Source organism: Pseudomonas multiresinivorans (genome assembly GCF_012971725.1).
GTDB lineage: Bacteria > Pseudomonadota > Gammaproteobacteria > Pseudomonadales > Pseudomonadaceae > Pseudomonas > Pseudomonas multiresinivorans.
Genome location: NZ_CP048833.1, coordinates 6,201,293 through 6,227,560, shown reverse-complemented (window position 1 = coordinate 6,227,560; position 26,268 = coordinate 6,201,293). Strand labels below are relative to the sequence as shown.

Here is a 26,268-nt window from a genome sequence, read left to right as displayed (position 1 = left end):
GCACAAGCGTTGCCGGCGGCGCTTTCGGACCGGTTTCTAGTAGCCGCCGTCGCGGACGCCCTGGTGCTCCGCCACCACCTTGAGCATGCGCAGCGACTCGAAAGGAGCATCGACCACGAACTGGTTCGCCAGCCAGGACGGCACGCTGCCGCCGGGTTCGCCGCGCATTTCGTAGGTGACTTCGGTGAGCTTCGGGCCTTTGGGGACCATCTGCCAGGTGCCGGAGACATTGGGTACGCGAATGCGGTCCTTCACCGGTGGGAGATAGTCCGGCGCGGCCTGCAGGTGGCGGATCATGCCGCCGTCCGGGGTTTCCTCGGTGCTCACCTTCAGCACCAGGTCACGTGGGGCGGCGGGCCACGGGAGCTTGGTGTCGAGGTAGACCCAGATCGCCTCGTCGCTGTACTTGAGCAGGCGCATCTGCGCGCAGGCGTAGAGCCAGGCGCAGGAGACGCGCAGGTTCTCCTGCAGGTGGCCGAGGGTGGCGACGTCGGACTTCACCAGGGTTACGCCGCGGAAGCTCTTGTAGCGTGAGCCGGGCACGTCGCGAAGGTAAACCTGCACGCCGTCTTCGTTCTTCGCCAGTTGCCAGTCTTGCGCCTGCGCCCATGCCGGGTTGCACGTCAGCAGCGGCGTTGCCATGAGCAGGGCAACGTGAAGTGGTGAGAGGCGTTTCATGGCGGTGCGACCGGCGAGGGAATAGCTCGATCTTATGCCTGCCCCGTGACAGCGGCGCATTGGCCGGCGAGCGGTCTGGCATGCCGGGAGGCTTTTTCTCAGGCATTAAAAAAGCCGGCTTGTGGCCGGCTTTCAGGGGGTGGTCCAACCTTACTTCTGGTAGGGCGGGCCGCCTTGATTCTGTGGCAACGCAGGGGGCTGCGTGCGGGGCGCGCATGGTAGCAAAGTCGGGACGAAAAGCCTAATCCCGGTCACAAAAAAGCCCCGCAGAGGCGGGGCTTCTTCGCGGCGGGGGCTACCCCGCGACCATCACTTGGCCTGGAAGGCGGCGACGGCCTTGGTGATGTAGTCGTGAGCCTGGGCGGCGTCGCCCCAGCCTTCGACCTTCACCCACTTGCCCTTCTCGAGATCTTTGTAGTTCTCGAAGAAGTGCTTGATCTGCTCCAGCAGCAGGGCCGGCAGGTCGGTGTATTCCTTCACGTCCTTGTACAGGACGGTCAGCTTGTCGTGCGGCACGGCGATCAGCTTGGCGTCGCCGCCGGCCTCGTCGCTCATGTTCAGCACGCCAACCGGACGGGCGCGGATCACGGAGCCCGGAGCGACCGGATACGGGGTCACGACCAGCACGTCCAGGGGGTCACCGTCGTCGGCCAGGGTGTTCGGGATGAAGCCGTAGTTGGCCGGGTAGAACATCGGGGTGGCCATGAAACGGTCGACGAACAGGCAGTCGGTGTCCTTGTCGATTTCGTACTTGATCGGCGCGTGGTTGGCCGGGATCTCGATGGCGACGTAAATGTCGTTCGGCAGGTCTTTGCCAGCCGGGATGCTGCTGTAGCTCATGGACGACTCCAGATAGTGGTCGGGCCGAAAAAGTGCGGCGGATTATAGGCAGATTGCCGTGTCCAAGCCACAGACATCGCCTAGTGCGCCCGAGTTTCCTGATATTCGGGGTGCTCGGCTTGCAGCCGGTGCAGGCGCGAGAGCGGATCTTGCCGGTAGAACAGCGAAAGCTGTTCATAGACTTTGGGATAGGCCGCCTGAAGGAGGTCCGGAGCGGTAAAGAAGTACTCGCTGGTGACGGCGAAGAACTCGGCAGGATTCTCGGCCGCGTACGGGTCGATGGCGGTGTGCGCCTGCGGATCGCGGTCGAGCTGGCGGTTCATGTCGTCGTAGGCGGCCTGCATGGCGGCGGCCCAGTCGGTGACGCGCATGTCGCGGTGCAGTGGCGGCAGGCCGTTGGCGTCGCCGTTGAGCATATCGAGCTTGTGCGCCAGTTCGTGGATCACCAGGTTGTAGGCGTCCCAGCCCCCGCCGCTCTCCACGCCGGGCCAGGCGAGGATCACCGGGCCCTGCAGAGAGGTTTCGCCGGCGCGCTCGTCGTCGAACTCGTGCATGACGCCAGCGGGGTCGCGGTGCTTCTGCGGGCTGACGAAGTCGTCGGGGTAGAGCACCAGCTCATGGAAGCCGCTGTACCAGTTCAGGTCCGGCAGGTGCAGCAGCGGCAGCTCGGCCTGGGCGGCCAGCAGCAGGCGGCGGTAGTCGTCCAGTTCGATGCCGGGCAGCGGCGAGAGGCGCTTGTCGCGCAGGAACAGCAGCGCCCGCTCACCGAGCCGGCGCAGTTCGTCTTCGCTCAGGCCGTCGAGAATCGGCAGATGCCGACGCACCTGCTCCCAGAGCTGGGCGTCGAGCGGATAGCGGGCGAGGAAGCGCCGGCGGCGCCAGGCGCTGAACGACCACATGGGCGGATCAGTGCTCGCCTGGCTGGGCCTTGGCCGATGGGCGCATCTTGTGGCGGATGAAGCCGATCAGCATGGGTACCAGGGAGAAGGCGATGATGGCGATGATCATCACCGAGAGGTTCTGCTTGATGAAGGGCACGTTGCCGAAGAAGTAGCCCAGGGTCACCAGGCCGCCGACCCAGGCGATGCTGCCGGCCACGCTGAAGAACAGGAAGCGCGCGTAGGGCATGTAGGCCATGCCGGCGACGAAGGGCGCGAAGGTACGCACGATGGGCAGGAAGCGCGCCAGGGTCACGGTCTTGCCGCCGTGGCGCTCGTAGAAGGCGTGTGTCTGGTCCAGGTAGTCGCGGCGGAAGACCTTCGAGTTCGGGTTGCTGAACAGGCGCTTGCCCAGGGTTCGGCCGATCACGTAGTTGGTGCTGTCGCCGCTGATCGCCGCGAGCAGCAGCAGGCCGCCGAGCAGCCAGGGGTCCATGCCGCCGGCGGCGCAGATGGCACCGGCGATGAAGAGCAGCGAGTCGCCTGGCAGGAAGGGCGTCACCACCAGGCCGGTCTCGCAGAAGATCACCAGGAAGAGGATGGCGTAGATCCAGGTGCCATAGTTGGCTACCGCCAGCGACAGGTAGCTGTCGAGGTGGAGAATCAGGTCGATCGGGTTGAATTCCATGAGAAGCCTGTTTGACAACGAGGTGAACGGCCGGGCCGACCATTATAAGGCGCGACCAGACTGCCGGGGGCGCTCTCCGTCGAATCCTGCGACGGAGACCCGCGGGAGGATATTACAGCTTCTGCGTGAAAATCCTGTCGCTGCAAGCGCGGCAACGCCTTGTGACAAATACCGCGGGAGCGCTGGACGCTGCGTCAGAGCAGGCTCGCCTGCCAGCTCAACAGGGCGGGCGCCGCCCTGGGTGCCAATGCCGCTCCGTGCTGCTCGCCGGCGGCTGGCAATTGTTCGGCCAGCGGGTGTGCGGCGACCTCACGGGTGTTCATCGCGGTTTCCAGGCGTGCCTCGGCGATCAGCTGCTGCAGGCGCCCGCTGCGGCGCAGGGTGCGCAGGCCGCGGTCGAGGCTGGCGGCCAGGGCTTCGCCTTCAGCGCGCTTCTTCGGCACCAGCACGTAGAGCGGCTTGACCTCCAGCGGCGGGTCGACGAACTCCAGCTGCTCGCGCAGCGCCGGGGCGTTCTGGCTGAGCAACTGGTAGCCGGTGTAGCGGTCCACCACGGCCAGGTCGATGCGCCCGCGCAGGAGTTTTTCCAGGTTCTGCCAGTCGCTGCTGACCACGTCCTTGTTGAGGAAGTCGGCGCTGTCGAAGCTCTCCTGGTTGACGTAGCCGCGCACCACGCCGATGCGGTAGGGGCGCAGGGTGTCGAGGTCGCGGGGGTTGATCGGCAGGGCGCGGTCGCGACGGCGGAAGAAGCCGAGCTGGGAGTCCAGCAACGGCATCGAGGTGTAGAAATCCTGGCTGCGGTCGGGCGACAGGTACGCCGGCATCAGCGCGTCGAAGCGGCCCTCGCGGGTTTCGTTGAGCGCCCGCTGCCAGGGCAGGAATACCAGTTCGGCCTTGTCGCCGTTGAGCGCCAGGGCTTCGTTGAGGATGCGGCTGGCCAGCCCGTTGCCCGGCAGGTCGCTACCGACGTAGGGCGCCCATTCCAGGGTGGCGACACGCAACGTCTGGGCCTGGGCGATGGCGCCCGAAAGGCCCAGGCAGAGGCAGGCGGTACGCAGAACGAGCAGGGAAATACGCATGGGATCCCTTCATGCGGAGGCCGCGGCAATTCCGATGATGGCACTTTAGTGTGCCGGGCCCGCCGCCGCCAGCGGGCCGCTGCGGGCCTCAGTTGAGGTCGTCGCTGATCGGCAGGATGTAGTTCTTGAACTCGCTGTCCTCGCGGAAACCGATGGACTCGTAGACCTTCTGCGCCACTTCGTTGTTGACGCTGGTGGATACGCGCATGCGCACGGCCTGGGTGTCGCGGGCCATCTGCCGGGCGGTCTGCAGCAGGTGGTCGGCCACCAACTGGCGGCGTGCCTCTTCGGCGACGTAGATGTCGTTGAGGATCCACACGCGCTTGAGCGAGAGCGAGGAGTAGCTCGGGTAGAGCTGGCAGAAGCCCAGCAGCTTGTTGTCGTCGTCGTCCGGCAGGGCCAGGTAGATCACCGATTCCTTGCGGCGCAGGCGCTTCTCGAGGAATTTCCGCGAGGACTCGGGGTAGGGGAGCATGCCGTAGAACTCGCGGTATTTGACGAACAACGGAGCGAGCAGATCGAGGTGGTCGAGCGTGGCTTGCACGATGCGCATAAGCGGGCCTCGGCGGGAGGTGGATGGGCTGGTATGGCAATGCAGGGGCTATGCCAGCGAATAGCCATTGGTCCGATGCTGCACCAGAATTTGTGGAAAGCGCAATCCAAGCGAGCGTTTGATCAGCGCCAGCAGCTATCCACGCTGCCGGCGCTGGTGCCGCGCTGGCCCTGGTGGTCGAGGGTGAAGTCGCCGCATTCGCTGTCGCCGGCCTGGGCGCCCCGGCGCAGGGCGGTCAGGCGGTAGCTGCGGGTGTTGCCGCCGATGAACTCGGCCTGCAGTTCATAAAGCTGGTGCGGCGACAGGCGTTTGCCATCGACCAGCGGGTAACCGAAGGCCAGGCGGGTCGCGGCATCGGTGTACTTGCTGTATTGCGCCAGGTAGCGCTCCTGCTGCGCGGCGGCGTCGCGCAGCAGTGTCTGGGCCTCGCTGCGATTGGCGCGCAGCACGTACTGGCGATAGCTGGGGATGGCGATGCCGGCCAGCAGCGCGAGGATGCAGACCACCACCATCAGCTCGATCAGCGTGAAGCCTCGCGCGCGGCTTGCGAGCATGCGTGCGGACATCAGGGATACCCCGTGGGCAGGTTGAAATTCAGGATCTGCCAGTTGAAGCGGCCCTGGTTGACCGGGTCGAAGAGCTGCACGGGCAGACGGCTGCCGTCGGGGGTGTAGAGGTTGCCGCCGACGCGCGTCACCGGGCCGTCGATCCGGATGCCGCTGGCACGCTCGCTGAAGGAGCCGTCGCCGGCCAGGTCGAAGACATTGAAGTCCAGCGCGCCGCCGGTCTTCGGGTCGACTGCCAGCAACCAGTAGGTGATCCCGGCGCTGCAGGGGTCGGCATTGGGCTTGCTGACGGTGACGAAGAGTACGTCGCCGAGCATGAAGGGCTGGTCGAGGATCATCTCGCTGTCGGCCAGATCGAAGTACCAGCCACGGATGCCGACGCCACGTTTACCGCTGCTGTCCCAGCTCACGCTGGCGCTGCTCAGTTGCCGGACCAGGGTGCTGCCGCCGCTGTGGCTGACGGTTTCCTCGGTGAGCGTCTGCTTCTGCAGGTCGCCCAGTCGGGTCAGGGTGGCGGGATCGCCAGCGCCGTCGACGTGGGCGAGGTAGTCGGTCTGGTCCCAGAACCCATAGAGCGATTGCGCGGTGGCCGGGCCTTCCTTGTCGCTGCCTTCGAAATACTTGCCCGTGCCGGCCAGGACCAACTGCCCGCCGCGCGGATGCTGGGTGACTTCCGGTGCCGCGCTCACAGCCTGGCCCCGTGCGCTGACGAGGCTGGCCAGCAGGCTTGCCTTGGTGTCGATGCCGCCTTGGCGATACAGGTTGCCCTGAAGGCTGCCGTAATAGCGCTGGGCGAGTTCCCCGGGGCTGGCGGCCTGGGTCCAGGCGACCGTGCTGGCGACTTCACCGTCGCCGCCGGTGGCGTGGCTGGCGGCATCGATCCGGCCGTCGGCCAGGCGGATCGACAGCGAATAGCCCTTGCCCGCGTCGTAGCCATTGCCGGTGAGCACGTAGGGCTCGCCGCCGGAGTGGGTGATGACCGGGCGCTCCAGCAGGTAGCCGAAGTCGATGGTCTTGCCGTCGCGGCTGGCGGCGCTGGCGCTGTGTTCCCAGAGCAGCCTGGGAGTGTCCGGATCGGTGATGTCCAGTGCGAACAGGCCGCGCCCGCCCCGTCCGGGGGCCATGACCAGCACGCTGTGCCAGGCACCGTCGAAGTAGGCGTCCTGGGTGACGGCACTGCCGTCGACGAAGAAGCGATGCAGGTTGTTGGTGTTTTCCTCTTCCGAGCGTCCTGCGTAGTTCTTCGCCGGCAGGTAGTTGAGCTTGTCGACCACTGCCGCGGGGATGAACGCCCAGCGCTCCCGGCCGGTCTCGTCGAAGGCGTGCAGCATGCCGTCGTTGGCGCCGACGTAGATGCGCCGTTCGCGGTCGGCGTGGTCCTGGCGGAAGGCGTCGTAGCCGCTGGCACCGGCGGCCTTCTCCAGGTAGTAGGTGACACTGGCGGGCGCACCGACGACCACCGGCGAGGAATAGATGATGTCGCCGAGCAGGTGGTTGCGTGCACGGAAGGTGGCGTCTTCGTCGCTGCGCTCGCCGCTCAGCCAGGCAACGCGGCGTGCGCCGAGGTTGTCGCGGGTCTGGGTGCCGGGCGCCCTGTCCAGCAAGTCCTGCTGGGAGGTGGCGAGGTTGCCCCAGGCAAAGGCCTGGAGGTTTCCACTCGGGCGATCAGGGCGCGTGTTGATGTAGAGGCTGCGGCTGGCGGGGGAGCGCTGGTCGAGCTGGTTGCGGAAGGACAGCGCGGTGTTGGCCTGGGCGTTGCCGTCGGCGTCGAGACGGTATTGCAGGATGTCGCCGCTCCAGTCGGTGGGCTGGTAGCTGGCACGGTACAGGTAGGTGTCGGTGCTCAGCGAGGTCGAGCTGGCCCCTGCCGCGGCGACCGCCAACTGGTTGGTGGAGATGCTGCTGACGATGGCCTGGAAGGCCTGCACCAGTTCGCTGGTGGAGTCGGCGCTGAAGAATTCGCCGCGGGAGTTCAGCGCGCCGTGCCACAGCGCCGCCACCTTGCCTTCGTTGGCGGTCACTGTCATGCCGTCGATGCTGGTGCTGCCGCTTGGGTTCGGCCAGCTCTTGCTGCCGGCGAGCAACTGCGGGTAGGAGCCCGAGTAGGTATCGCCGCCCCATTGCAGGTACTTCAGCGACGGGCCGAGCCCCAGGCCGACGGTATAGGTGGTGACGTGCTGCCAGGTGGCCGGATCGTTCTTCGGGTTCCAGTAATCGTTGCCGTCGCGAAAGCGCGGCGGGACCTTGTTGTCCAGGTCGGTGCGCGCATCGGTTGCCCAGCCGAGGAAAATGTTGTCGGCGAGGGTGTTGGACCACTTGTCGTAATAAGGCGCGGTGCCGGCGAAGGCCTTGCCGTCGGGCAGGGTGCGCGCGGTACCGTCGGCATTGCTGCCGCCGGAGCCGTCGCCGAAGCCATCGGTCATCAGCAGGTGGTAGGTGGGGCGACAGGCGTACTCGGTCTTCACGTCGCGCGTGGCGCCCGGCACGCGGGCATAGGGGTTGTACGCCGTCGTGCTGGAGAGGTAGCTGTTGACCCGGTTCTGCGCCGTGCCCAGCGGCGTGCCGCCACTGGCTGCCAGGCGCGCGGAGAAGTTGAAGAAGTCGGCCTTGTGCTGGCCGGTGAAGCTCGCGAGTGTCTGGTTGCCGCAGGCGCTGGAATTCAGGTTGAAGCTGGCGCTGTAGCAGTTGTTCAGGCCCTGCCAGGTGGCCCGGATATGCTCGGGCAGATCGAACAGGGCGAGGTTCGCCGCGGTGCGCGTGGCGAGCTGGCGGGTACGGTAGAAGGAAAACCAGTTGGCGTAATTCTGCTGCTCGGCGGTGCTGGTCACCCATTTGGGGGTGAAGCAGGTCCGCGTGCAGGCGTTGGCGCTGGTGTAGGAGGAGTCGGCCGCACAGTTCTGCACCGCACTCAGGGTGCTGGTCGCCACGTTGCGCGCGTGCGGGCAGGCGGTGTCGAACTGGTAGTAGTGGGCGTAGCGCTGGTAGGCATCGGTGCTGTTGACCGCCTGGGTGGCGTTCTGGCTGTAGCCGTTGCCGGTGTTCCTGTTCAGGTCCAGCGTGTTGGTCTGGATGGTGAGGAAACCGTCGTAGAAGGCCTTGTCGAAACTGGTGGTGTAGCGCTCGCTGGTGAGGCGCCCACCGCTGAAGGTGACTTTCCAGGGCGCGTCGTAGGTGATCGCCGGGTTGTAGTACATCGGGTTGTACGACGAGGAGCGGTTGGCGATGGTGTAGGAGCTCATGCCGTCGGGCGTGTAGGCGCTGGTCATGCTGCCGGAGTCGTCGAGAGTGACGATCAGGTTGGGCGAGACGCCCTCGACCAGGAACAGCGGCGCCTGGCTCGGGGTGGCCGCCAGCGCGTTGGCGGCGACGAACAGGGCAGCACCCAGCAGTGCGCCGCGCAGGAGGGCTTCAGCGCTGCACACGGGCGTACTCCTGCAGGCGTACCTGGGCCTGGTCGGTGATGCCGGTGGCGAGGGCGTTCACCTGCAGCAGCAAGGTGCCGCTGCCGGCCAGGCAGTCGGCCATGGCGCTGGAGGAGCGGCTTTCGCACTGGGCGGCCACGTACCAGCGTGGCGCGCGGCTGAGCTCGTCCAGCTCGTCCGGGCTGGCGAGGTCGTTGCCGCGGTAGGTGCGGGCTTTTGTGATGAGGGCGCTGCTGGCCGAGTCGGAAGGGTTCAGCCAGAGACGGTCGCAGAGCAGCACCTGCTGCTGGTCCTGCGCGGTATCGATGCAGTCGTCGAGCGTGCCCACCGCCATGCTCGGGCTGTGGCGGCTACGGTACAGCGCCTCGTTGACGGCCGAGGTGGCGCCGCCCAGCGCCGCCTGGTAGTCGCGGGCGTCGGCGAGGCTGTTGTCCAGCAGCAGGCCGCTGCGCAGGTTGCCCAGGGTCAGGATGCTCAGGCCGAGCAGCAGGATCAGGGCGATCAGCAGGGTCTGGCCGCGTTGCCGGTTCATGGCTGGTTCCTCAGGTAGAGCGTCTGCGCGAAGGCACTGCACAGCCCGCGCGTGCCGGTGTCTTTCTGCTGGTCGCCGAGCGGGTCGGGATAGGTGCAGTTCTCCGGCAGCAGCGGGCGGGTCGAGGTCAGGACCAGGCCGACACGGACCTGGTTGACCGAGGCGGCGACGAAACGCAGGTCGTGGATGCCCGTGGCGAGCACCACCTCGCCGGCCGAAGCGCTGTTGTTGGTCTTGCAGCGCAGTTCGCCGGCTGAGAAGTGCAGGTGACTCACCAGTACCTGCGGTGTGCCGCTGTCGGCATCGCTGTATAGCGCGCCACCGCTGCAATCCTGCAGGAACTGCGCATCGGCGCGCTGCGAGCGCTGGTAGCGCAGGCACAGGCCCTTGCCGTCGGCGTCGACACTGCTGGCCTTGCCAGCGCCAAAGCTGCAGCCGGTGCGGCTGTCGGTCAGCGAAGGGAAGGGGCCGTCGCGATCGAGGATGAAGTCGAACTGCGTGGCGTCCTGCGCCACGGCCTGGCGTTGCCAGGCGACGTAGCCGGCATGTCCGGCCTGGTTCTGCAGCAGGTCGAGGATGAAGCGCGCGCGGCTCTGGTTCTGTTGCTGAGCGTTGTTGAAGGCGGCGTGGTCGCTGCCTGACAGGTAGATCTGCAGCACGGTGAACAGCACCAGGGTGCCGAGTGTCAGCGCCACCATGAGCTCGATCAGTGACAGGCCTTTCTGTGTGCTGGCGTTCATGGCTGGAAACTCAGTCGATAGCGCTCGACGCCACCGTCAGCGTCCGCGCTCAGGCAGGCAGAGTCGGCGTCCTCGGCAGTGGTCGGGCTGCCGCTGCGGCAGTTGCGGCTGTGCCAGGCGAGCTGGATCAGCAGCAGCGGTTGTTCGGAGCCGCTGGCGCAGGATTTGCCGTCGCGGGTGGCGCAGATGAAGGTCGAATCCTTGAGCAGTTCGTCGTCGGTGACGAGCCTGCGTTGTACCTGAGCCGTCCAGCAGGCCAGCTCGCGACCGATCCTGTCGCTCGCGCCGAGCCCGCTGGTGACGCAGGATTCGCCGCTGCCCAGGCTGGGGAAGGCGCTGCCCTTGGCCACCAGGAATGCCGCATCGCCCCTGAGCTTGCCGTTGCGGACCAGCCCGTCGCGATTGGCCTGCATGCTGCGGGCGAGATCGGCAGCGAGGAGGATCGCGTTCTGCCGCTGCTGGCTGTCGTGGGCATAGCTGATGCTGCGCGCCTGCAGGGCCAGCATGCCCAGCAGCGCCACGCTGGTAAGCATCACCGCGACCATGACCTCGATCAGGTAGAAGCCCCGTTCGCCGCGCACCGGCCTCATTCGCATACCCATACCGCCCCGCTGCGTTGCAGGCAGACCTTGCTGCTGTAGCTGCCGGAAACGAGGGTGAAGACCAGCGGGTAATCGAGGCCGGATTCGGCGATGCCGTTGCCGTCGAAGACCACTCGCGCGGCGCTGGTGCTGGTCTGGACCTGCACCTTGGCCGAGTCGTCCAGCTGGGCGCGCCGCAGTTCGATGGCCTGGCTGCCAGCCAGGTCGCCGCCACGCCGCAGGGACACCACCAGCATCGAAGTCCAGTCGCCACTCGCTTGCGGTGTAACGCTGATTTCCTGGTGGCTGATCTGCGCCTGCGCGCGGGCATATTGCAGCAGGGCGATCAGTTGCTTGCCGCCGCTCTGAGCGCGGTTGCGGTTGATCAGCAGGTCGAAGGAGGGCACTGCGATACCCAGCAGGATCGCCAGGATCGCGATGGTGACCATGGTCTCGATCAGGGTGACTCCGTGCTGGGAGCGCCTGACGGTGGCCGGAATGATGAGCCGGTGAGTGTTCGCTGAATCCATCTGTTCGCCATCGATATGAAGCGCGGCGGGTCGGCGCTTCCCTGCGTGCCCGAGGCACGGTGTGTGATGGCTTGGTTTTTATCGCGACGAACGGGAGGGGCGATTTAAGACAAATCTTAAAGACGTCGCCCGAGTGCGCGGCATGTGGTCGCGCGTCTCAGAGCGTACCAGCGTACTCAGCCGCTGATGAGGAAGTTGCCGCGTGACGGCGTCTCTTCGCCTTCCAGAACCGGAACTTCCGCTTCGTCCTTCAGGTTTACCCCCGAGAGCCGGCGTCGGCACGCCTCGCGCATCAGGTAGAGCAGGCGGTGTGTGGCCAGACCGTAGCTCAAACCCTCCAGGCGGACGTTGGAGATGCAGTTGCGGTAGGCGTCGTTCAGGCCGACCTTCGGCGCCCAGGTGAAGTACAGGCCGAGGCTGTCCGGTGATGACAGGCCGGGGCGCTCGCCGATCAGGATCACCACCATCTTCGCCCGCAGCAACTCGGCCACTTCATCGGCGACGGCGACGCGGCCCTGTTGCACCAGTGCGATCGGCGACAGGCTCCAGCCTTCGTTGCGCGCCTGTTCTTCCATGCGTTCGAGGAAGGGCAGGCTGTGGCGCTGCACGGCCAGCGAGGAGAGCCCGTCGGCGATCACCACAGCGAGGTCGTAGCCTTGCGGATGGCGGTCGGCATGGCGGCGCAGGATATCTACCGAATCTTCGTTCAGCCGGCGGCCGAGGTCGGGGCGTTGCAGATAGGTGTCGCGGTCGGCGGCGGCGCTGTGCAGCAGCAACGTCTCGCGGCCGCGTTCTGCCAGTTGCGCGGCGAGGCCATCGCGGTCGAAGGGCAGGTGCACGGCGTCGCGCGCCTGGGCGTGGGCGAACTGGAAGTCCAGCTGCGCGCCGGTCGGCAGGCTGGTGCCGGCACGGCCCAGGGCGATGCGCGCGGAGGTCAGCCGGCGCAGCTCCTGCCAGGGGTTGGGGGTGAAGCTGTCGCTCATCGAAAACTCCTCAGGCGAGCGGCCCTCAGGACAGTTGCGCAAGCGCGTGGCGGAAGGCGCCGGGAAGCTGGTTGGCCATGTGTACGCGGCCGTCCTGCTGGCGGAGGATTTCCATGCGCGCAAGCCACGCCTCGAACTCCGGCGCCGGCCTCAGACCCAGCGTCTGGCGCGCGTAGAGCGCGTCGTGGAAGGAGGTGGTCTGGTAGTTGAGCATCACGTCGTCGGAGCCGGGGATGCCCATGATGAAGTTGATGCCGGCCACGCCCAGCAGGGTCAGGAGCATGTCCATGTCGTCCTGGTCGGCCTCGGCGTGGTTGGTGTAGCAGATGTCGCAGCCCATGGGCACGCCGAGCAGCTTGGCGCAGAAATGATCCTCTAGCCCGGCGCGGATGATCTGCTTGCCGTTGTACAGGTACTCCGGGCCGATGAAGCCGACCACGGTGTTCACCAGGAACGGCTTGAAGTGCCGTGCCACCGCGTAGGCGCGGGTTTCGCAGGTCTGCTGGTCGACGCCGTGGTGGGCGTTGGCGGACAGCGCGCTGCCCTGGCCGGTCTCGAAGTACATGAGGTTGTCGCCCAGGGTGCCGCGCTTCTGCGACAGCCCGGCCTCGTAGCCTTCCTTCAGGATCGACAGGCTGACGCCGAAGCTGGCGTTGGCCGCTTCGGTGCCGGCGATGGACTGGAACACCAGGTCCAGCGGCGCGCCACGGTCGATCGCCTCGATCGAACTGGTGACGTGGGTGAGCACGCAGGACTGGGTGGGAATCTCGTAGCGCCGGATGATCGCGTCGAGCATCTCCAGCAGCGTGCAGATCGATTGCAGGCTGTCGGTGGCCGGGTTGATGCCGAGCATGGCGTCGCCGTTGCCGTAGAGCAGGCCGTCGAGCACGCTGGCGGCGATGCCGGCCGGGTCGTCCGTGGGGTGGTTGGGTTGCAGCCGCGTGGACATGCGCCCGCGCAGGCCCATGGTGTTGCGGAAGCGGGTGACCACACGGATCTTCTGCGCGACCAGCACCAGGTCCTGCACGCGCATGACCTTCGACACCGCCGCCGCCATCTCCGGCGTCAGCCCCGGCGCCAGGGCACGCAGGCTGGCTTCGTCGGCGGCATCGCCGAGCAGCCAGTCGCGCAGGCCACCCACCGTGAGGTGGCTGACCGGGGCGAAGGCTTCACGATCATGAGTATCGATGATCAGCCGGGTGACCTCGTCGCTCTCGTAGGGGATCAGCGCTTCGTCGAGGAAGTGCTTGAGCGGGATGTCGGCCAGCGCCATCTGCGCAGCGACGCGCTCGGCATCGCTGCCGGCGGCGACCCCGGCGAGGCGGTCGCCGGAGCGCGCCGGGCTGGCCTTGGCCATCACCTCGCGCAGGCTGTCGAAGCGCCAGGTCTGGCCACCGATACTGTGGGCGAATCCGGACATGCCGACCTCTCTCAACCCTGGCTGGCGAACGACGCGTCGGTGCCGCGATTCAGGCTGATGACGATGCTGCAGATGGAGCAGCCACCGATCATCAGCACCAGGAACACCGAGGCGATGACGCTGTTGAACCAGAGCATCGCGGCCAGGCAGACCAGCGCCAGCACCAGCGCGATGGCCGGCACCACCGGGTAGCCCGGTGCGCGGAAGCTGCGCTCCAGGTCCGGTTCGCTGCGGCGCAGTTTGAACAGGCTGAACATGCTCATGATGTACATGACGATGGCGCCGAACACGCTCATGGTGATCATCGCCGCGGTCAGGGTCATGCCCTGCAGGCTGATCAGGCTGTCGCTGAAGATCGCCGCGATACCCACCGCGCCGCCGGCAAGAATCGCTCGGTGCGGAGTCTGGAAGCGCGACAGCTTGGCCAGGCCGCGGGGCAGGAAGCCGGCACGGGCAAGGGCGAAGAACTGCCGCGAGTAACCGAGGATGATGCCGTGGAAGCTCGCCACCAGGCCGAACAGGCCGATCCACACCAGCATGTGCATCCAGGTGGAGTTGTTGCCCACCACGGCCTTCATCGCCTGCGGCAGCGGGTCGTTGATGTTCGACAGGGCGCGCCAGTCGCCCACGCCGCCGGCGAAGATCATCACGCCGATGGCCAGTGTCACCAGGGTCAGGATGCCGGCGATGTAGGCGCGCGGGATGGTGCGTTTCGGGTCCTTCGCCTCCTCGGCGGCCATGGCCGCGCCCTCGATGGCGAGGAAGAACCAGATGGCGAACGGAATGGCGGCGAAGATGCCGGCCATGGCGGTGGAGTCGAACACGTCCGAGCCGGCCCAGCCATTGAGCACGAAGTTGCTGAAGCTGAAGCCCGGCGCGACCACGCCCATGAACACCAGCAGCTCGGCTACCGCCAGCACCGTCACCACCAGCTCGAAGGTGGCGGCGATGCTGACACCGAGGATGTTCAGGGTCATGAAGATCACGTAGGCGCCGGTGGCCGCCCACTTCGGATCGAGACCGGGGAACTGCACGTTGAGGTACGCGCCGATGGCCATGGCGATGGCCGGCGGGGCAAAGACGAACTCGATCAGCGTGGCGATGCCGGCGACCATCCCGCCGGTCTTGCCGAAGGCGCGCAGGCTGTAGGCGAAGGGGCCGCCGGCATGGGGAATGGCGGTGGTCAGCTCGGTGTAACTGAAGATGAAACAGGTGTACATCACCGCGACGATCAGCGTGGTGACGAGGAAGCCCAGGGTGCCGGCGGCGGCCCAGCCGTAGCTCCAGCCAAAGTACTCGCCGGAGATCACCAGGCCCACGGCGAGCCCCCAGAGGTGCAGTGTGCCCAGCGTTGGTTTGAGTTGTGATGCGCTCATTGTTGTTATTCCTCTCTCCGCAAGGGGTAGGCCGCAGATGGCGGGCCGCAGGGGCGTGGACGGATACCTGAGCCTCGATGGTAGTGGCGCACCGCCGCGCAAGACTTGACCGCTGGAACCGGCTTTCGCCGCGCAGAGTCAACTGGCTGTTACCCATTGCCCCACACGGCGCCCGGCGCCCGTTTCTGGTGCCCAATTCCTCGCATCTGCCCTCTGCTGTGGCAGCTGCAGGCCAGGCGTGGCGCCGTGTCCGGCTGATCGGTAATGCATGGCGAGGCACGGGAATTGCTTTGTTTATTCGTTCCCTTCTTTCCGGGAGCCATGTGCCTTGCGCGTCTCAAAACAAGATCGGTAACCGACATGAGCCAGCCTCTGTTTTCTCCGTCCGGCCTTAGCCTGCCCCTGGCCAGCAATATCGGCGTGCTGTCCGCTGCCGCCAGCGGCCTGGGCCGCTTCATCGGCGACCAGGGAGGCGACATCGATCGCGTCTTCGGCCGCGCCGGCATCGACCCGGAACGCCTGCTGCATCCCACCCTGAGCCTGGCGCTGACCAATTACTGCCAGGTGCTGGAAGAAGCCGCGCGACAGTCGGGCTGTGACAACTTCGGGCTGCGCTACGGCGAGCAGTTCCGCCCGCGTGAGCTGGGCCTGCTGGGCTATGTCGGGCTGTGTTCCGAGACACTGGAAGACGCGCTGAAGAACTTCGCCGCCGCCTTCCCCTATCACCAGCACGACACGCTGATCCGCCTGGTGGATTGCGGCGAGTGCTATCGCTTCGACTACCAGGTCCGCCACGGCGCAATCCTCGACCGCCGCCAAGATGCCGAACTGACCTTGGGCATGGCGCTGAACCTGATGCGCCATGCGCTCGGCCCCGAATGGGCGCCGCGTGCGGTGAGCTTCGAGCACGCGCGGCCGGAGGGCTGGCAGGAACATGGCCGGGTGTTCGACGCGCCGGTGCTGTTCCAGCGTGGCTGCAACTCGATGCTGATTCCCAAGCGTGACCTCTATGGCCAGCAGATGCCCGAGCGCGACGCCAACCTGCTGTTCCTGGTGCAGGACGTGATCCGCCGCCTGGGCGAGCAGGGCGGCGCGCCCAATCTGGTGGAAGACGCCGGTACGCAGATTCGCCTGGCGCTGGCCGATGGTGAGCCTTCTCTGGAACTGATCGCCGAACAGCTGGAACTCACCACCGCGGGCTTGCAGCGCCGCCTGCGCGAGGCCGGGCTGAGCTTCAGTCAACTGGTGGAAAACACCCGCCGCGAGCTGGCGCTGCACTACCTGCGTCAGCCGCAACGGCCGATTTCAGAGCTGGCGCCGTTGCTCGGCTACTCCGAGACCAGCGCCTTCTCCCGCGCCTTCCGCCGCTGGTTCGGCGTGAGCCCGCGGCAGTGGCGCAGCGACGCAAGCTGAAATCCCCTGTGGGAGCGAGGGGAGGCGCCTAGCTCTTGCTCGCGAACGGATTGTCTGGCGGCTCAGGTGGCGGGCGGGTTCGCGAGCAAGCTCGCTCCTACAGGCTTCGCTTCGCGCTTGAACCTTGCGTAGGAGCGGACTTTGTCCGCGATCGATTCTCGACCACGCGGAGCCGGCCGGTTGCACATCGCGGACGGAGTCCGCTCCTACGAAAAACATTCGTCCGGCGCGCTTTTCAGGCATAAAAAAGCGCGGCCCGTGGGCCGCGCAAAGATCGATTCGGGGAGATCGCCCGGCGAGCCGGGCGGGGTCAATCAGCAGCGCGCAATCAGAAGAAGCCCAGCGGGTTGATGTCGTAGCTCACCAGCAGGTTCTTGGTCTGCTGGTAGTGGTCGAGCATCATCTTGTGGGTCTCGCGGCCCACGCCGGATTTCTTGTAGCCACCGAAGGCGGCGTGCGCCGGGTACAGGTGGTAGCAGTTGGTCCACACGCGACCGGCCTTGATGCCGCGGCCCATGCGATACGCGCGGTTGATGTCGCGGGTCCAGACGCCGGCGCCCAGGCCGTACTCGGTGTCATTGGCGATGGCCAGTGCTTCGGCTTCGTCCTTGAAGGTGGTCACACCGACCACCGGCCCGAAGATTTCCTCCTGGAACACGCGCATCTTGTTGCTGCCCTTGAGCAGCGTCGGCTGGATGTAATAGCCGGTGGACAGGTTGCCATCGAGCTTCTCGATCGAGCCGCCGACCAGGATCTGCGCGCCTTCCTGCTGGGCGATGTCGAGGTAGGAGAGGATCTTCTCGTACTGCTGCTGCGAGGCCTGGGCGCCGACCATGGTGTCGGTATCCAGCGGGTCGCCGCGCTTGATCGCCTTCACCTTCTTCATCACCACGTCCATGAACTGCGGGTAGATGGACTCCTGCACCAGCGCGCGGGACGGGCAGGTGCACACCTCGCCCTGGTTGAAGAAGGCCAGCACCAGGCCTTCGGCGGCCTTCTCGATGAAGGTGGGCTCGGCCTGCATGATGTCTTCGAAGTAGATGTTCGGGCTCTTGCCGCCCAGTTCCACGGTGGACGGGATGATGTTCTCCGCGGCGCACTTGAGGATGTGCGAGCCCACCGGGGTCGAGCCGGTGAAGGCGATCTTGGCGATGCGCTTGCTGGTGGCCAGCGCCTCGCCGGCCTCCTTGCCGAAGCCCTGGACGACGTTAAGCACGCCCTTGGGCAGCAGGTCGCCGATCAGTTCCATCAGCACGCAGATGCCCAGCGGGGTCTGCTCGGCTGGCTTGAGTACGATGCAGTTGCCGGCGGCCAGGGCCGGGGCGAGTTTCCACGCGGCCATCAGCAGCGGGAAGTTCCACGGGATGATCTGCCCGACCACGCCCAGCGGCTCGTGGATGTGGTACGCGACGGTGCTGTCGTTGATCTCGGCGGCGCTGCCTTCCTGGGCGCGGATGCAGCCGGCGAAGTAGCGGAAGTGGTCAGCAGCCAGCGGGATGTCGGCGTTGAGGGTTTCGCGCACCGGCTTGCCGTTGTCCCAGGTTTCGGTGACCGCCAGCAGTTCCAGGTTCTGTTCGATACGGTCGGCGATCTTCAGCAGCACCAGCGAGCGGTCCTGCACCGAGGTGCGGCCCCAGGCGTCGGCCGCGGCATGGGCGGCGTCCAGCGCCTTGTCGATGTCGGAGGCGTCAGAGCGGGGGAATTCGGCGATGGGCTGGCCATTCACCGGCGAGGTGTTGGTGAAGTACTGACCCTTCACCGGCGGGACGAACTCGCCGCCGATGTAGTTGCCGTAGCGCGCCTTGAACGAAACGATGGCGCCTTCGCTACCGGGATGGGCATAACGCATGGTCGGATCTCCTGGGTCTTGTGCTTGTTGGGGAGGACGTTGAACAAGCGTAGAGCAAGGGCCGGGCCATGCCAGTGAAAGCCGCGCGCCGCTTGGGTTGCGGCGAATCGAGCCGGGCGCCGGAAATCGCCCTGTAACGCCCCTGGCACAGGGCTGGGTGACACTTTGTCCCGTATTCGTGACAGTCGTGACCTGACGGTCGGACAGGCGTTGCATTGGGTTGGCGCGTGGGGGATGCTGTCCTGCGTTCTGTCGAATTGTCTGACAACACTTCGTCGGAAGCCGGGGCTGCCTCCCCGTCCCCCAAGCGGAGAACAACAAGAATGCGCGCCAACGATTTGAGCCGCCACGCCCGCCAGGTCATGACCGTGGCCGAGGGCAAGGCCCGCGCCGGAGCACCCGGTGCGGACCCGTCGATCGCCCGCTCCTGGATGCGCTGCCTGGAGCAGTACCACCTCGACCCGGCGCAACCCATGGCGCCGACGGTGCTGGAACATGCGCGCATGCTCGAAGTCCGCGAGCACCATCGCCAGGTGCTGGAAATCGCCAGCGGCGAGATGAACAGCCTGCACCAGCAGCTCTCCGGTGCCGGCCATGCGGTGCTGCTCACGGACTCCCGTGGCGTCATTCTCAATTGCGTGAGCGAAGCCGCCGAGCGCCGCACTTTCGAGCAGGCCGGGCTGTGGCTCGGCGCCGACTGGAGCGAGGCGCGCGAGGGCACCAACGGCATCGGTACCTGCCTGGTGGAACGCCAGGCGCTGACCATCCACCAGGACGAACATTTCCGCAGCCGCCACACCGGGCTGACCTGCTCGGCCAGCCCGGTGTTCGACCCGCAGGGCGAACTGCTGGCGGTGCTCGACGTTTCCTCCGCGCGCCGCGACGTGTCGCGGCAGAGCCAGTTCCACACCATGGCGCTGGTCAACCTGTCGGCCAAGGCCATCGAGAGCTGCTACTTCCTGCGGCATTTCGAGGACCAGTGGCTGCTGCGCTTCCACCTGCAACCCGACGGCCTCGGCCTGTTCAGCGAAGGCCTGCTGGCCTTCGGCGCTGACGGGCGAATCCGCGCGGCGAACCAGAGCGCGATCAACCTGCTCGGCAGCCGCCGCGACAGCCTCATTGGTCGCTCCCTGGAGCAATTCTTCGATTGCCGGCTGGACGACCTGTTCAGCCGCGCGGACCCGCAGCCCAATGCCAGTTGGCCGCTGCGCACCCACGCAGGCCGCACTCTCTATGCGCTGCTGCGCGGCCAGCGTCCCATCGCCGCCGCGCCGGTGCTGCCGCGTGTGCCGCTGGCGAAAGGGCTGTGCATCGACGATCCACAACTGGCCCATGATTTCCGCCGGGCGCTGAAGGTCTACGCCCACGACGTGCCGCTGTTGCTGCAGGGCGAGACCGGCACCGGCAAGGAAGCTTTCGCCCGCGCCGTGCACCTGGGCGGCGAGCGTGCCGGCAAGGCTTTCGTCGCGCTGAACTGCGCGGCGATCCCTGAGACGCTGATCGAGAGCGAACTGTTCGGCTACCGCGGCGGCAGCTTCACCGGCGCCCGCAAGGAAGGCATGCGCGGAAAGCTGCAGCAGGCCGACGGCGGCACGCTGTTCCTCGACGAGATCGGCGACATGCCGCTGGCGTTGCAGACACGCCTGCTGCGCGTGCTGGAAGAGCGCCAGGTGGTGCCCATCGGCGGTGAGCCGCAGGATGTGGATATCCGCCTGATCAGCGCCAGCCACCGTGACCTGGAAGCGCTGGTGGCCGCCGGTCAGTTCCGTGAAGACCTCTACTATCGCCTCAACGGTTTGGTCGTCGCATTGCCGCCGCTGCGCGAGCGCGAAGACCGCGGTGCGTTGCTCGATCACCTGCTGGCCGAGGAGAGCAAGGGCCGCGCGGTGCGGCTGGACGACGACGTGCGCCGGCACCTGCTGGACTTTCCCTGGCCGGGCAACGTGCGCCAGCTGCGCAATGTGCTGCGCACGCTCTGTGCGTTGTGCGATGGCGGGCGGGTTCAGATGGCCGACTTGCCACCGGACCTGCGCCGCACTTCGTCTCCCGCCGTTGTTGCGATACCGGTGAGCGAGGAGGGCAGCGACACCCTCGGCGCCGCCGAGCGCGACGCACTGCTGGCTGTGTTGGAAGCGCAGCGCTGGCACGTCAGCCGCGCCGCGCAGCAACTGGGCATCAGCCGCAACACCCTGTACCGCAAGCTCAACCGCCATGGGCTGCGGCGGCAGGTTTGAGCAGACGGTAGGCTGGTGTACTGACTGACTCTGTTCCCTCTCCCTAACCCTCTCCCTGAAGGGAGAGGGGACAGTCCTTTTCTGATGGGTAGTTACGAGTTTCCAGGCTGACTCTGTGGCATTCGCAAGTGCCGATCGGCCCCCTCTCCCTTCAGGGAGAGGGCGGGGGAGAGGGCATTGGCCCTTGCTCCGAAGCTTCTCGTGAGCGCTATTGATGGCCCGCTCATCCAAGTCCGTGCTGGCATGTGACTCCAAACGGGAACCGCTTCCCCACCTCGTCGTCTGATGCCCCGGCGGCGGGCCGCGCGGGGGCGCGCTGTGCTACTCTGCCGCCCATTCGAAGCGCCTGGAAAGGCTTGATTGCAGGAGTCTGCATGCATATCCACATCCTCGGCATCTGCGGCACCTTCATGGGCTCGCTGGCCGTCCTGGCCAAGGAGTTGGGCCACCGCGTGACCGGTTCCGACGCCAACGTCTACCCGCCCATGAGCACCCAGCTGGAAGCCCAGGGCATCGAGCTGATGCAAGGCTACGACCCCGCGCACCTGGAGTCTGCCCCGGACCTGGTGGTGGTCGGCAACGCGCTGTCGCGCGGCAACCCCGCCGTGGAATACGTCCTCAACAAGGGCCTGCCCTACGTGTCCGGTCCGCAGTGGCTGGCCGACCACGTGCTGCAGGGCCGCTGGGTCCTGGCGGCTGCCGGCACCCACGGCAAGACCACCACCAGCAGCATGCTGGCCTGGGTGCTGGAACATGCCGGCATGAGCCCGGGCTTCCTGATCGGCGGTGTGCCGCAGAACTTCGGCGTCTCCGCGCGCCTGGGCGGCACGCCGTTCTTCGTGGTCGAGGCCGACGAGTACGACAGCGCCTTCTTCGACAAGCGCTCGAAGTTCGTCCACTACCACCCGCGCACGGCGATCCTCAATAACCTGGAGTTCGACCACGCGGATATCTTCCCCGACCTCGCCGCCATCGAGCGGCAGTTCCACCATCTGGTGCGGACCATTCCCGGCGAAGGCCTGGTCATCCACCCCACGTCCGAAACCGCGCTCAAGCGGGTGATCGACATGGGCTGCTGGACGCCGGTACAGACCACCGGTGAAGGTGGCCAGTGGCAGGCGCGCCTGCTCAGCGAAGACGGCTCGCACTTCGAAGTGCTGTTCGACGGCAAACCTCAAGGAACCGTGGACTGGGAGCTGACCGGCCAGCACAACGTCGCCAACGCCCTGGCCTGCCTCGCGGCGGCCCGCCATGTCGGCGTGGTGCCGGAGCTGGGTTGCGCCGCGCTGTCGGCCTTCAAGAGCGTCAAGCGACGCATGGAGAAGGTCGCCGAGGTCAAGGGCATCACCATCTATGACGACTTCGCCCACCACCCGACCGCCATCGCCACTACCCTCGATGGGCTGCGCAAGCGCGTCGGTGATGCGAAGGTCATTGCCGTGGTCGAGCCGCGCTCCAACTCCATGAAGCTCGGCGCCCACCGCGACGGCCTGCCGGAGTCCGTGGTGCAGGCCGACAACGTGTTCTGGTACGCCCCGCCGAACCTCGGCTGGGACCTGGCCGCCACCGTCGCCGGCTCCACCGTGCCCACGCAAGTGTGCGATTCGCTGGAAGCCATCATCGAGGGCGTGAAGGCCATCGCCACGCCGGGCACCCAGGTGGTGGTCATGAGCAACGGGGGCTTCGGCGGCCTGCACGGCAAGCTGGCCCAGGCACTGGAGGGCTGAGCATGGCCGGAGCCGAACGCGTCACCCTCGCCATGACCGGCGCCTCCGGCGCCCAGTACGGCCTGCGCCTGCTCGACTGCCTGGTGCAGGAAGACCGCGAGGTGCACTTCCTCATCTCCAAGGCCGCGCAACTGGTGGTGGCCACCGAGACCGACGTGACCCTGCCGAGCAAGCCGCAAGCCATGCAGGCTTTCCTCAGTGAGTACACCGGCGCCGCCCCCGGGCAGATCCGCGTGTACGGCAAGGAAGACTGGATGGCCCCGGTGGCTTCCGGCTCCGGCGCGCCCAGCGCGATGGTAGTGGTGCCCTGCTCGACGGGGACGCTCTCGGCCATCGCCACCGGCGCCTGCAACAACCTGATCGAACGCGCCGCCGACGTGGCGCTCAAGGAGCGCCGCCAGCTGATCCTGGTGCCGCGCGAGGCGCCGTTCTCCAGCATCCACCTGGAGAACATGCTCAAACTGTCCAATATGGGCGCGGTGATCCTGCCGGCCGCTCCGGGCTTCTACCATCAGCCGCAGACGGTGGACGACCTGATCGACTTCGTCGTCGCGCGCATCCTCAATCAACTGGGCATCCCCCAGGACATGCTGCCGCGCTGGGGCGAACACCATCTTGTCAGTGACGAATAAGCTCCTCGCCGCCCTGCTGTTGTTGCAACTGGGCGGTTGCGCCACCGTGAAGACCCTCAACGACAGCCGCCCCGGCGATCCGCTGATCTATGCCGGCACCCGACTGGACTGGTATTCGCTGAATGGCGGTTGTTGCCCGAAGGATCATTTCGGCACCGACGCGCCGGCCTATCCCGGCCTCGACCTGCCCGGCAGCGCGCTGCTGGACACCTTGCTGCTGCCCTTGTCGATCGCCGCGGAATTGGGGGTTGGCCTGCAGGTGTGGGGCGGCAACTGAACCGCTTCTGCTGATCACCCTGAAGAACGATCAGGGTGATCCTGCGTAGGATGGGTGGAGCGGAGCGATACCCATGCAGTCGTCATCGTGATTGATGGGTATCGCTTCGCTCCACGCCATCCTACAAAAGCGTTGTACGCCCTGCGGTTGTGGGGTTACTTGCCCAGCTTGCGCAACTCGTCCGATTCGACGACGCGGGTACCCTTGCCGGTTTCCAGCGCCAGGCGCCAGAGCGCGCGGGCCAGGGCGATGGCTTCGATGCCATGCAGCTTGCCCGGCAGGATGCGCGAGAAGGGCGCGGCAAGCAGTTCGGCGAGACGGATTTCCTCACGCTGGCCCAGCAGCAGCGATGGCCGTGCGATGGTCAGCTGCGACCAGCCTTGCTGACGCAGGGCATCCTCCAGTTCGCCCTTGACCCGGCTGTAGAAGATCGACGACTTGCTGTCCGCCCCCAGCGCGCTGACCACGATGTAGTGCCGCGCGCCGAGCGCCAGGCCGCGCTCGCCCAGGGCCAGCGGCAGGTCGAAGTCGACGCTGCGGAAGGCCTCCTCGGAGCCGGCTTCCTTGAGCGTGGTGCCCAGGCAGCAGAACACCGTGTCCACCGGCTGGACCAGGTGCGGGATGAGCTCGGCCAGCGGGCCGATGGGGTTTTCCAGGCGTGGGTGCTCCGCCAGCTTCCTTCGGGCTGGAGCTATGACGCGCTTGACCGTGGGCTCGTTGAGCATGCGGTCGAGCAGATGTTCACCGGTCAGGCCGGTGGCGCCCGCTAGCAGGATATTCGTCGGTTTCGAGTACATCTGTGTTTCCCCTCTGACACACTTTCCAGCTTAGTTGCCACCCTGTCGTTTTGCCTGCGCATCGATATTGCCGAGCGCCAACTCTGCGTGCGACTGCTGCGCGCGCAGGGCCTGCCAGCGAGTAATGACCGCCTTCGGCGCCCAGAGTTGCGGTTCCGATGGTTCGAATTCTTCCTCCTTCTCGCGCTTGGCCACGGTAGCGCTGGCCAGCGTGAAGGCCTGCTTGAGGTCGTCGGTCTGCTGGAGGGCCTTGGCAAAGAGCCCGTCGCCGAAGTAGGTGAAATCGGCCTCCTCGGAGCAGCCGAAGGACACCCGGTCGCTGCGTGCGGCGGTCATGATCAGGGTCTTGTCGTCCTTGAGCGCGGGGATGAAGCCACCGCTGTAGCAGGCGGAAATCACCAGCACCTTGTCGCGGTCCTTGAGCGGGGCGAGCAGGTTGGCCAGTTCGCTGGCCGGCAGGTCGTCGAGCTTGAGCCCCGGCATGTCCAGCACCAGTTGGTGGTCATGGGAGCCATGGCTGGTCAGGTAGATGAACACCAGGTCTTCCGGGCCGCTGCGTTCGGCGATGGTGCGCAGGGTGCGGGCCAGGGTTTCGCGGGTGGCCATGGGGCGGTCGGCGAGGTGGTCGCGATGGTTCACCAGGCGTACCACGCCGCGCGCGCCGAAGCGCTCGCCGAGCAGGTTGGCGACGTAGTCGGCCTCGCGCAGGAACACGCTCTGCTTGCCGTCGCCGCCCAGGCTGACGCCATAGAGCTCGATCGCCGGGGTGGATGGCGGAATGGCGGCCAGTTCCTTCTCCAGCAATGCGCCCTGTTCCAGCAAACCGACTTCCAGTGGATTGGGCAGCCGCTTGCCGGTGGCGTCCTGGCGCAGTTGCCCGGCATTCCAGACGCCTTTCTGCAGGCTGCCGTCGCGACGGGTGAGGGTGCCTTCGCCCGAGTATTCGCCACGGGCGAAGCCGCCGCTGTAGACCTGGCCATCGGAGCGCGTCAGCGTCCCCTTGCCGTCGAAGCGCCAGAAGCGGAACTCACCCTGGTAGCGGCTGCCGTCGGTGCCGATGAACTCGCCCGGGCCGCTCAGCGCGCCAGCCTTGAAGCGGCCGAACCAGACATCGCCGTCGGCATTCTGGAAGCGCCCGGTCCCCTCGAACTGGTCGTTGCGGAACTCGCCGCTGTACTGGTCGCCCGCGTCATCGCGGAAGATGCCCTTGCCCTCCAGCACGCCGTTCCTGAAGGTGCCGCTGTACTGGTTGCCCAGGCTGTCCCGACGGGCGCCTTCGCCGTTGGCCTCGCCCTTGGCGAAGGCACCCTGGTGGCGGGTGCCGTCGGCCTGTTCGAGGCTGCCCAGCCCTTCGTAGCGACCCTTGCGGAAACCGCCGCTGTAGGTGGTTCCGCCCTGGGCAAGGCGGCCTTCGCCGTCGAACTCGCCGTGTTTGAACTGGCCTTCGTAGACGCTGCCGTCGGCATATTGCAGGCGGCCGCGCCCTTCGAATATTCCGTTGCGGAACTCACCTTCGTAGCTTGTGCCGTTGCCGTCGTTCCACTTGCCCTGGCCGCTCTGCAGGCCCTTGTCGAAGCCGCCTTCGTACCAGGCGCCGTTGCTGTAATCGAGCCGGCCCGGACCCTGCAATTGACCGTTCACCAACTCGCCGCGGTAGCGCGCGCCGTCGGGCAGGCGGGCGTCCGGTGGCGTCAGTGGTTCGCCGTCGCCGCAGGCAGCGAGGAACAGGGCGAGGCTCAGGGGAAGGAGGTGGCGTGGCATCGGGAGGCTCGAATCGACGGAGGGGCGCATTGGCAGTGTGACGCAAAAAAGCCCGCGGTCGCGGGCTTTTTTCTCATCGCTGCTAGCGCGCTGTCAGACGAAGCACAGGCTCAGCGATTCGGCGATGTAGGCCGGCTTGGGCAGCCCTTCGATCTCCAGGGTGCAGCGTGCCTTGATCAGCCACTGGCCGGGGTTCTTCTCGGTGATGTCGGTGATGGTCACCTGCAGGCGCACGCGCGAATCCACCGGTACCGGCTGGATGAAACGCACGCTGTCCAGGCCGTAGTTGACCACCATCTTGGGGTTCTCCGGCAGGACCAGCAGGCCCTCGCAGAGCTTCGGGATCAGCGACAGCGACAGGAAACCGTGGGCGATGGTGCCGCCGAAGGGCGTCTTCTTCGCCTTTTCCGGGTCGACGTGAATGAACTGGTGGTCCTCGGTGCACTCGGCGAACTGGTTGATGCGCTGTTGATCGACGGTGATCCACTGCGAATGGCCCAGGTCCTTGCCGATGTAGTCCTTCAGTGCGCTTACGGGTACGAATGCCATGTTTCCTCCGGGGAATGCGTTGTTCTTCTAGTACGGCCTACGTGAAATCCGCCTGTAGATCAGCATGGCGCCCTGGAGCGGTCAAGCATTCATGCTTTGGGCGAATGCCGCGCCATAGCGGGCGCCGGGCGGGCATAATGTCGGCATATTGCGCTGGAGATGT

General features: G+C 66.5%; 24 protein-coding genes. 5 read left to right on the top strand and 19 right to left on the bottom strand.

Annotated elements, in window-relative coordinates; all coding sequences use genetic code 11:
• Positions 1 to 36: 36 nt before the first annotated feature.
• From G4G71_RS28385 to eat, 15 genes are all read right to left on the bottom strand, one after another.
• Positions 37 to 642 (bottom strand): START domain-containing protein, encoded by a 606-nt coding sequence (locus tag G4G71_RS28385; RefSeq protein WP_240964984.1) that lies wholly within the window; start codon positions 640 to 642, stop codon positions 37 to 39.
• 345 nt (positions 643 to 987) lie between these two features.
• Entirely contained in the window at positions 988 to 1,518 is a 531-nt protein-coding gene (ppa, locus tag G4G71_RS28380; RefSeq protein ID WP_017521720.1) for an inorganic diphosphatase, read from the bottom strand.
• 80 nt (positions 1,519 to 1,598) lie between these two features.
• On the bottom strand, positions 1,599 to 2,417 hold the full coding sequence (locus G4G71_RS28375) for a M90 family metallopeptidase (RefSeq protein WP_169942039.1): 819 nt from the start codon (positions 2,415 to 2,417) through the stop codon (positions 1,599 to 1,601).
• Positions 2,418 to 2,424: 7 nt separating this feature from the next.
• A complete protein-coding gene (locus G4G71_RS28370; protein ID WP_024764672.1) occupies positions 2,425 to 3,084 on the bottom strand; it encodes a DedA family protein in 660 nt (219 codons plus the stop codon).
• Positions 3,085 to 3,278: 194 nt separating this feature from the next.
• Positions 3,279 to 4,163 (bottom strand): substrate-binding periplasmic protein, encoded by an 885-nt coding sequence (locus G4G71_RS28365; RefSeq protein WP_169942037.1) that lies wholly within the window; start codon positions 4,161 to 4,163, stop codon positions 3,279 to 3,281.
• An 88-nt stretch (positions 4,164 to 4,251) separates the two neighbouring features.
• A complete protein-coding gene (locus G4G71_RS28360; RefSeq protein WP_169942035.1) occupies positions 4,252 to 4,716 on the bottom strand; it encodes a GNAT family N-acetyltransferase in 465 nt (154 codons plus the stop codon).
• Between the two features lie 122 nt (positions 4,717 to 4,838).
• Positions 4,839 to 5,282, bottom strand: a complete 444-nt coding sequence (locus G4G71_RS28355) for a type IV pilin protein (RefSeq protein ID WP_169942033.1) — start codon at positions 5,280 to 5,282, stop codon at positions 4,839 to 4,841.
• Positions 5,282 to 8,704 (bottom strand): pilus assembly protein, encoded by a 3,423-nt coding sequence (locus G4G71_RS28350; protein ID WP_169942031.1) that lies wholly within the window; start codon positions 8,702 to 8,704, stop codon positions 5,282 to 5,284. The genes G4G71_RS28355 and G4G71_RS28350 overlap by 1 nt, the downstream gene beginning before the upstream one ends.
• Complete coding sequence (locus tag G4G71_RS28345) at positions 8,691 to 9,236, bottom strand: hypothetical protein (protein WP_054908341.1); 546 nt, start codon at positions 9,234 to 9,236, stop codon at positions 8,691 to 8,693. Before G4G71_RS28345 ends, G4G71_RS28350 begins: the two co-directional genes overlap by 14 nt.
• Positions 9,233 to 9,976, bottom strand: coding sequence for a PilW family protein (locus G4G71_RS28340; RefSeq protein ID WP_169942029.1), 744 nt, complete (start codon positions 9,974 to 9,976; stop codon positions 9,233 to 9,235). Before G4G71_RS28340 ends, G4G71_RS28345 begins: the two co-directional genes overlap by 4 nt.
• The gene (pilV, locus tag G4G71_RS28335) at positions 9,973 to 10,566 is read right to left on the bottom strand and encodes a type IV pilus modification protein PilV (RefSeq protein ID WP_169942027.1); all 594 of its coding nucleotides are present in this window, start codon (positions 10,564 to 10,566) and stop codon (positions 9,973 to 9,975) included. Before pilV ends, G4G71_RS28340 begins: the two co-directional genes overlap by 4 nt.
• Entirely contained in the window at positions 10,563 to 11,087 is a 525-nt protein-coding gene (locus G4G71_RS28330; RefSeq protein WP_169942025.1) for a GspH/FimT family pseudopilin, read from the bottom strand. Before G4G71_RS28330 ends, pilV begins: the two co-directional genes overlap by 4 nt.
• Positions 11,088 to 11,263: 176 nt before the next feature.
• Positions 11,264 to 12,070 (bottom strand): ethanolamine ammonia-lyase subunit EutC, encoded by an 807-nt coding sequence (gene eutC, locus G4G71_RS28325; protein WP_169942023.1) that lies wholly within the window; start codon positions 12,068 to 12,070, stop codon positions 11,264 to 11,266.
• A 25-nt stretch (positions 12,071 to 12,095) separates the two neighbouring features.
• Positions 12,096 to 13,490: an ethanolamine ammonia-lyase subunit EutB gene (locus G4G71_RS28320; protein WP_169942021.1), complete on the bottom strand. Its 1,395-nt coding sequence runs from the start codon at positions 13,488 to 13,490 to the stop codon at positions 12,096 to 12,098.
• Between the two features lie 11 nt (positions 13,491 to 13,501).
• Positions 13,502 to 14,866 carry an ethanolamine permease gene (gene eat, locus G4G71_RS28315; RefSeq protein WP_169942019.1) on the bottom strand — a complete coding sequence of 455 codons (1,365 nt, stop codon included), beginning with the start codon at positions 14,864 to 14,866 and terminating at the stop codon, positions 13,502 to 13,504.
• 360 nt (positions 14,867 to 15,226) lie between these two features.
• Between eat and qhpR the strand changes: the two genes are divergently transcribed.
• Positions 15,227 to 16,279, top strand: coding sequence for an AraC-like transcriptional regulator QhpR (gene qhpR, locus G4G71_RS28310; protein ID WP_169942017.1), 1,053 nt, complete (start codon positions 15,227 to 15,229; stop codon positions 16,277 to 16,279).
• 328 nt (positions 16,280 to 16,607) lie between these two features.
• On the opposite strand, the gene exaC is transcribed toward qhpR, so the two are convergent.
• Entirely contained in the window at positions 16,608 to 18,128 is a 1,521-nt protein-coding gene (gene exaC, locus G4G71_RS28305; protein ID WP_169942015.1) for an acetaldehyde dehydrogenase ExaC, read from the bottom strand.
• A 323-nt stretch (positions 18,129 to 18,451) separates the two neighbouring features.
• Between exaC and G4G71_RS28300 the strand changes: the two genes are divergently transcribed.
• The 4 genes from G4G71_RS28300 to G4G71_RS28285 all read left to right on the top strand — a co-directional run bounded on the left by G4G71_RS28300 (position 18,452) and on the right by G4G71_RS28285 (position 22,998).
• Positions 18,452 to 20,362: a sigma-54-dependent Fis family transcriptional regulator gene (locus G4G71_RS28300; RefSeq protein ID WP_169942013.1), complete on the top strand. Its 1,911-nt coding sequence runs from the start codon at positions 18,452 to 18,454 to the stop codon at positions 20,360 to 20,362.
• 374 nt (positions 20,363 to 20,736) lie between these two features.
• Positions 20,737 to 22,089, top strand: a complete 1,353-nt coding sequence (mpl, locus tag G4G71_RS28295) for a UDP-N-acetylmuramate:L-alanyl-gamma-D-glutamyl-meso-diaminopimelate ligase (RefSeq protein WP_169942011.1) — start codon at positions 20,737 to 20,739, stop codon at positions 22,087 to 22,089.
• A gap of 2 nt (positions 22,090 to 22,091) precedes the next feature.
• Positions 22,092 to 22,721: a flavin prenyltransferase UbiX gene (ubiX, locus tag G4G71_RS28290; RefSeq protein WP_017521701.1), complete on the top strand. Its 630-nt coding sequence runs from the start codon at positions 22,092 to 22,094 to the stop codon at positions 22,719 to 22,721.
• Positions 22,711 to 22,998: a YceK/YidQ family lipoprotein gene (locus G4G71_RS28285; RefSeq protein WP_024764688.1), complete on the top strand. Its 288-nt coding sequence runs from the start codon at positions 22,711 to 22,713 to the stop codon at positions 22,996 to 22,998. Before ubiX ends, G4G71_RS28285 begins: the two co-directional genes overlap by 11 nt.
• 155 nt (positions 22,999 to 23,153) lie before the next feature.
• Here the strand turns inward: G4G71_RS28285 and G4G71_RS28280 are convergent, their stop codons facing one another.
• The 3 genes from G4G71_RS28280 to G4G71_RS28270 form a co-directional block, all read right to left on the bottom strand.
• Entirely contained in the window at positions 23,154 to 23,795 is a 642-nt protein-coding gene (locus tag G4G71_RS28280; RefSeq protein WP_169942009.1) for an oxidoreductase, read from the bottom strand.
• A gap of 30 nt (positions 23,796 to 23,825) precedes the next feature.
• Positions 23,826 to 25,556, bottom strand: coding sequence for a C13 family peptidase (locus G4G71_RS28275; protein WP_169942007.1), 1,731 nt, complete (start codon positions 25,554 to 25,556; stop codon positions 23,826 to 23,828).
• A 93-nt stretch (positions 25,557 to 25,649) separates the two neighbouring features.
• The gene (locus G4G71_RS28270) at positions 25,650 to 26,105 is read right to left on the bottom strand and encodes a MaoC family dehydratase (protein ID WP_045217066.1); all 456 of its coding nucleotides are present in this window, start codon (positions 26,103 to 26,105) and stop codon (positions 25,650 to 25,652) included.
• Positions 26,106 to 26,268 lie beyond the last annotated feature (163 nt).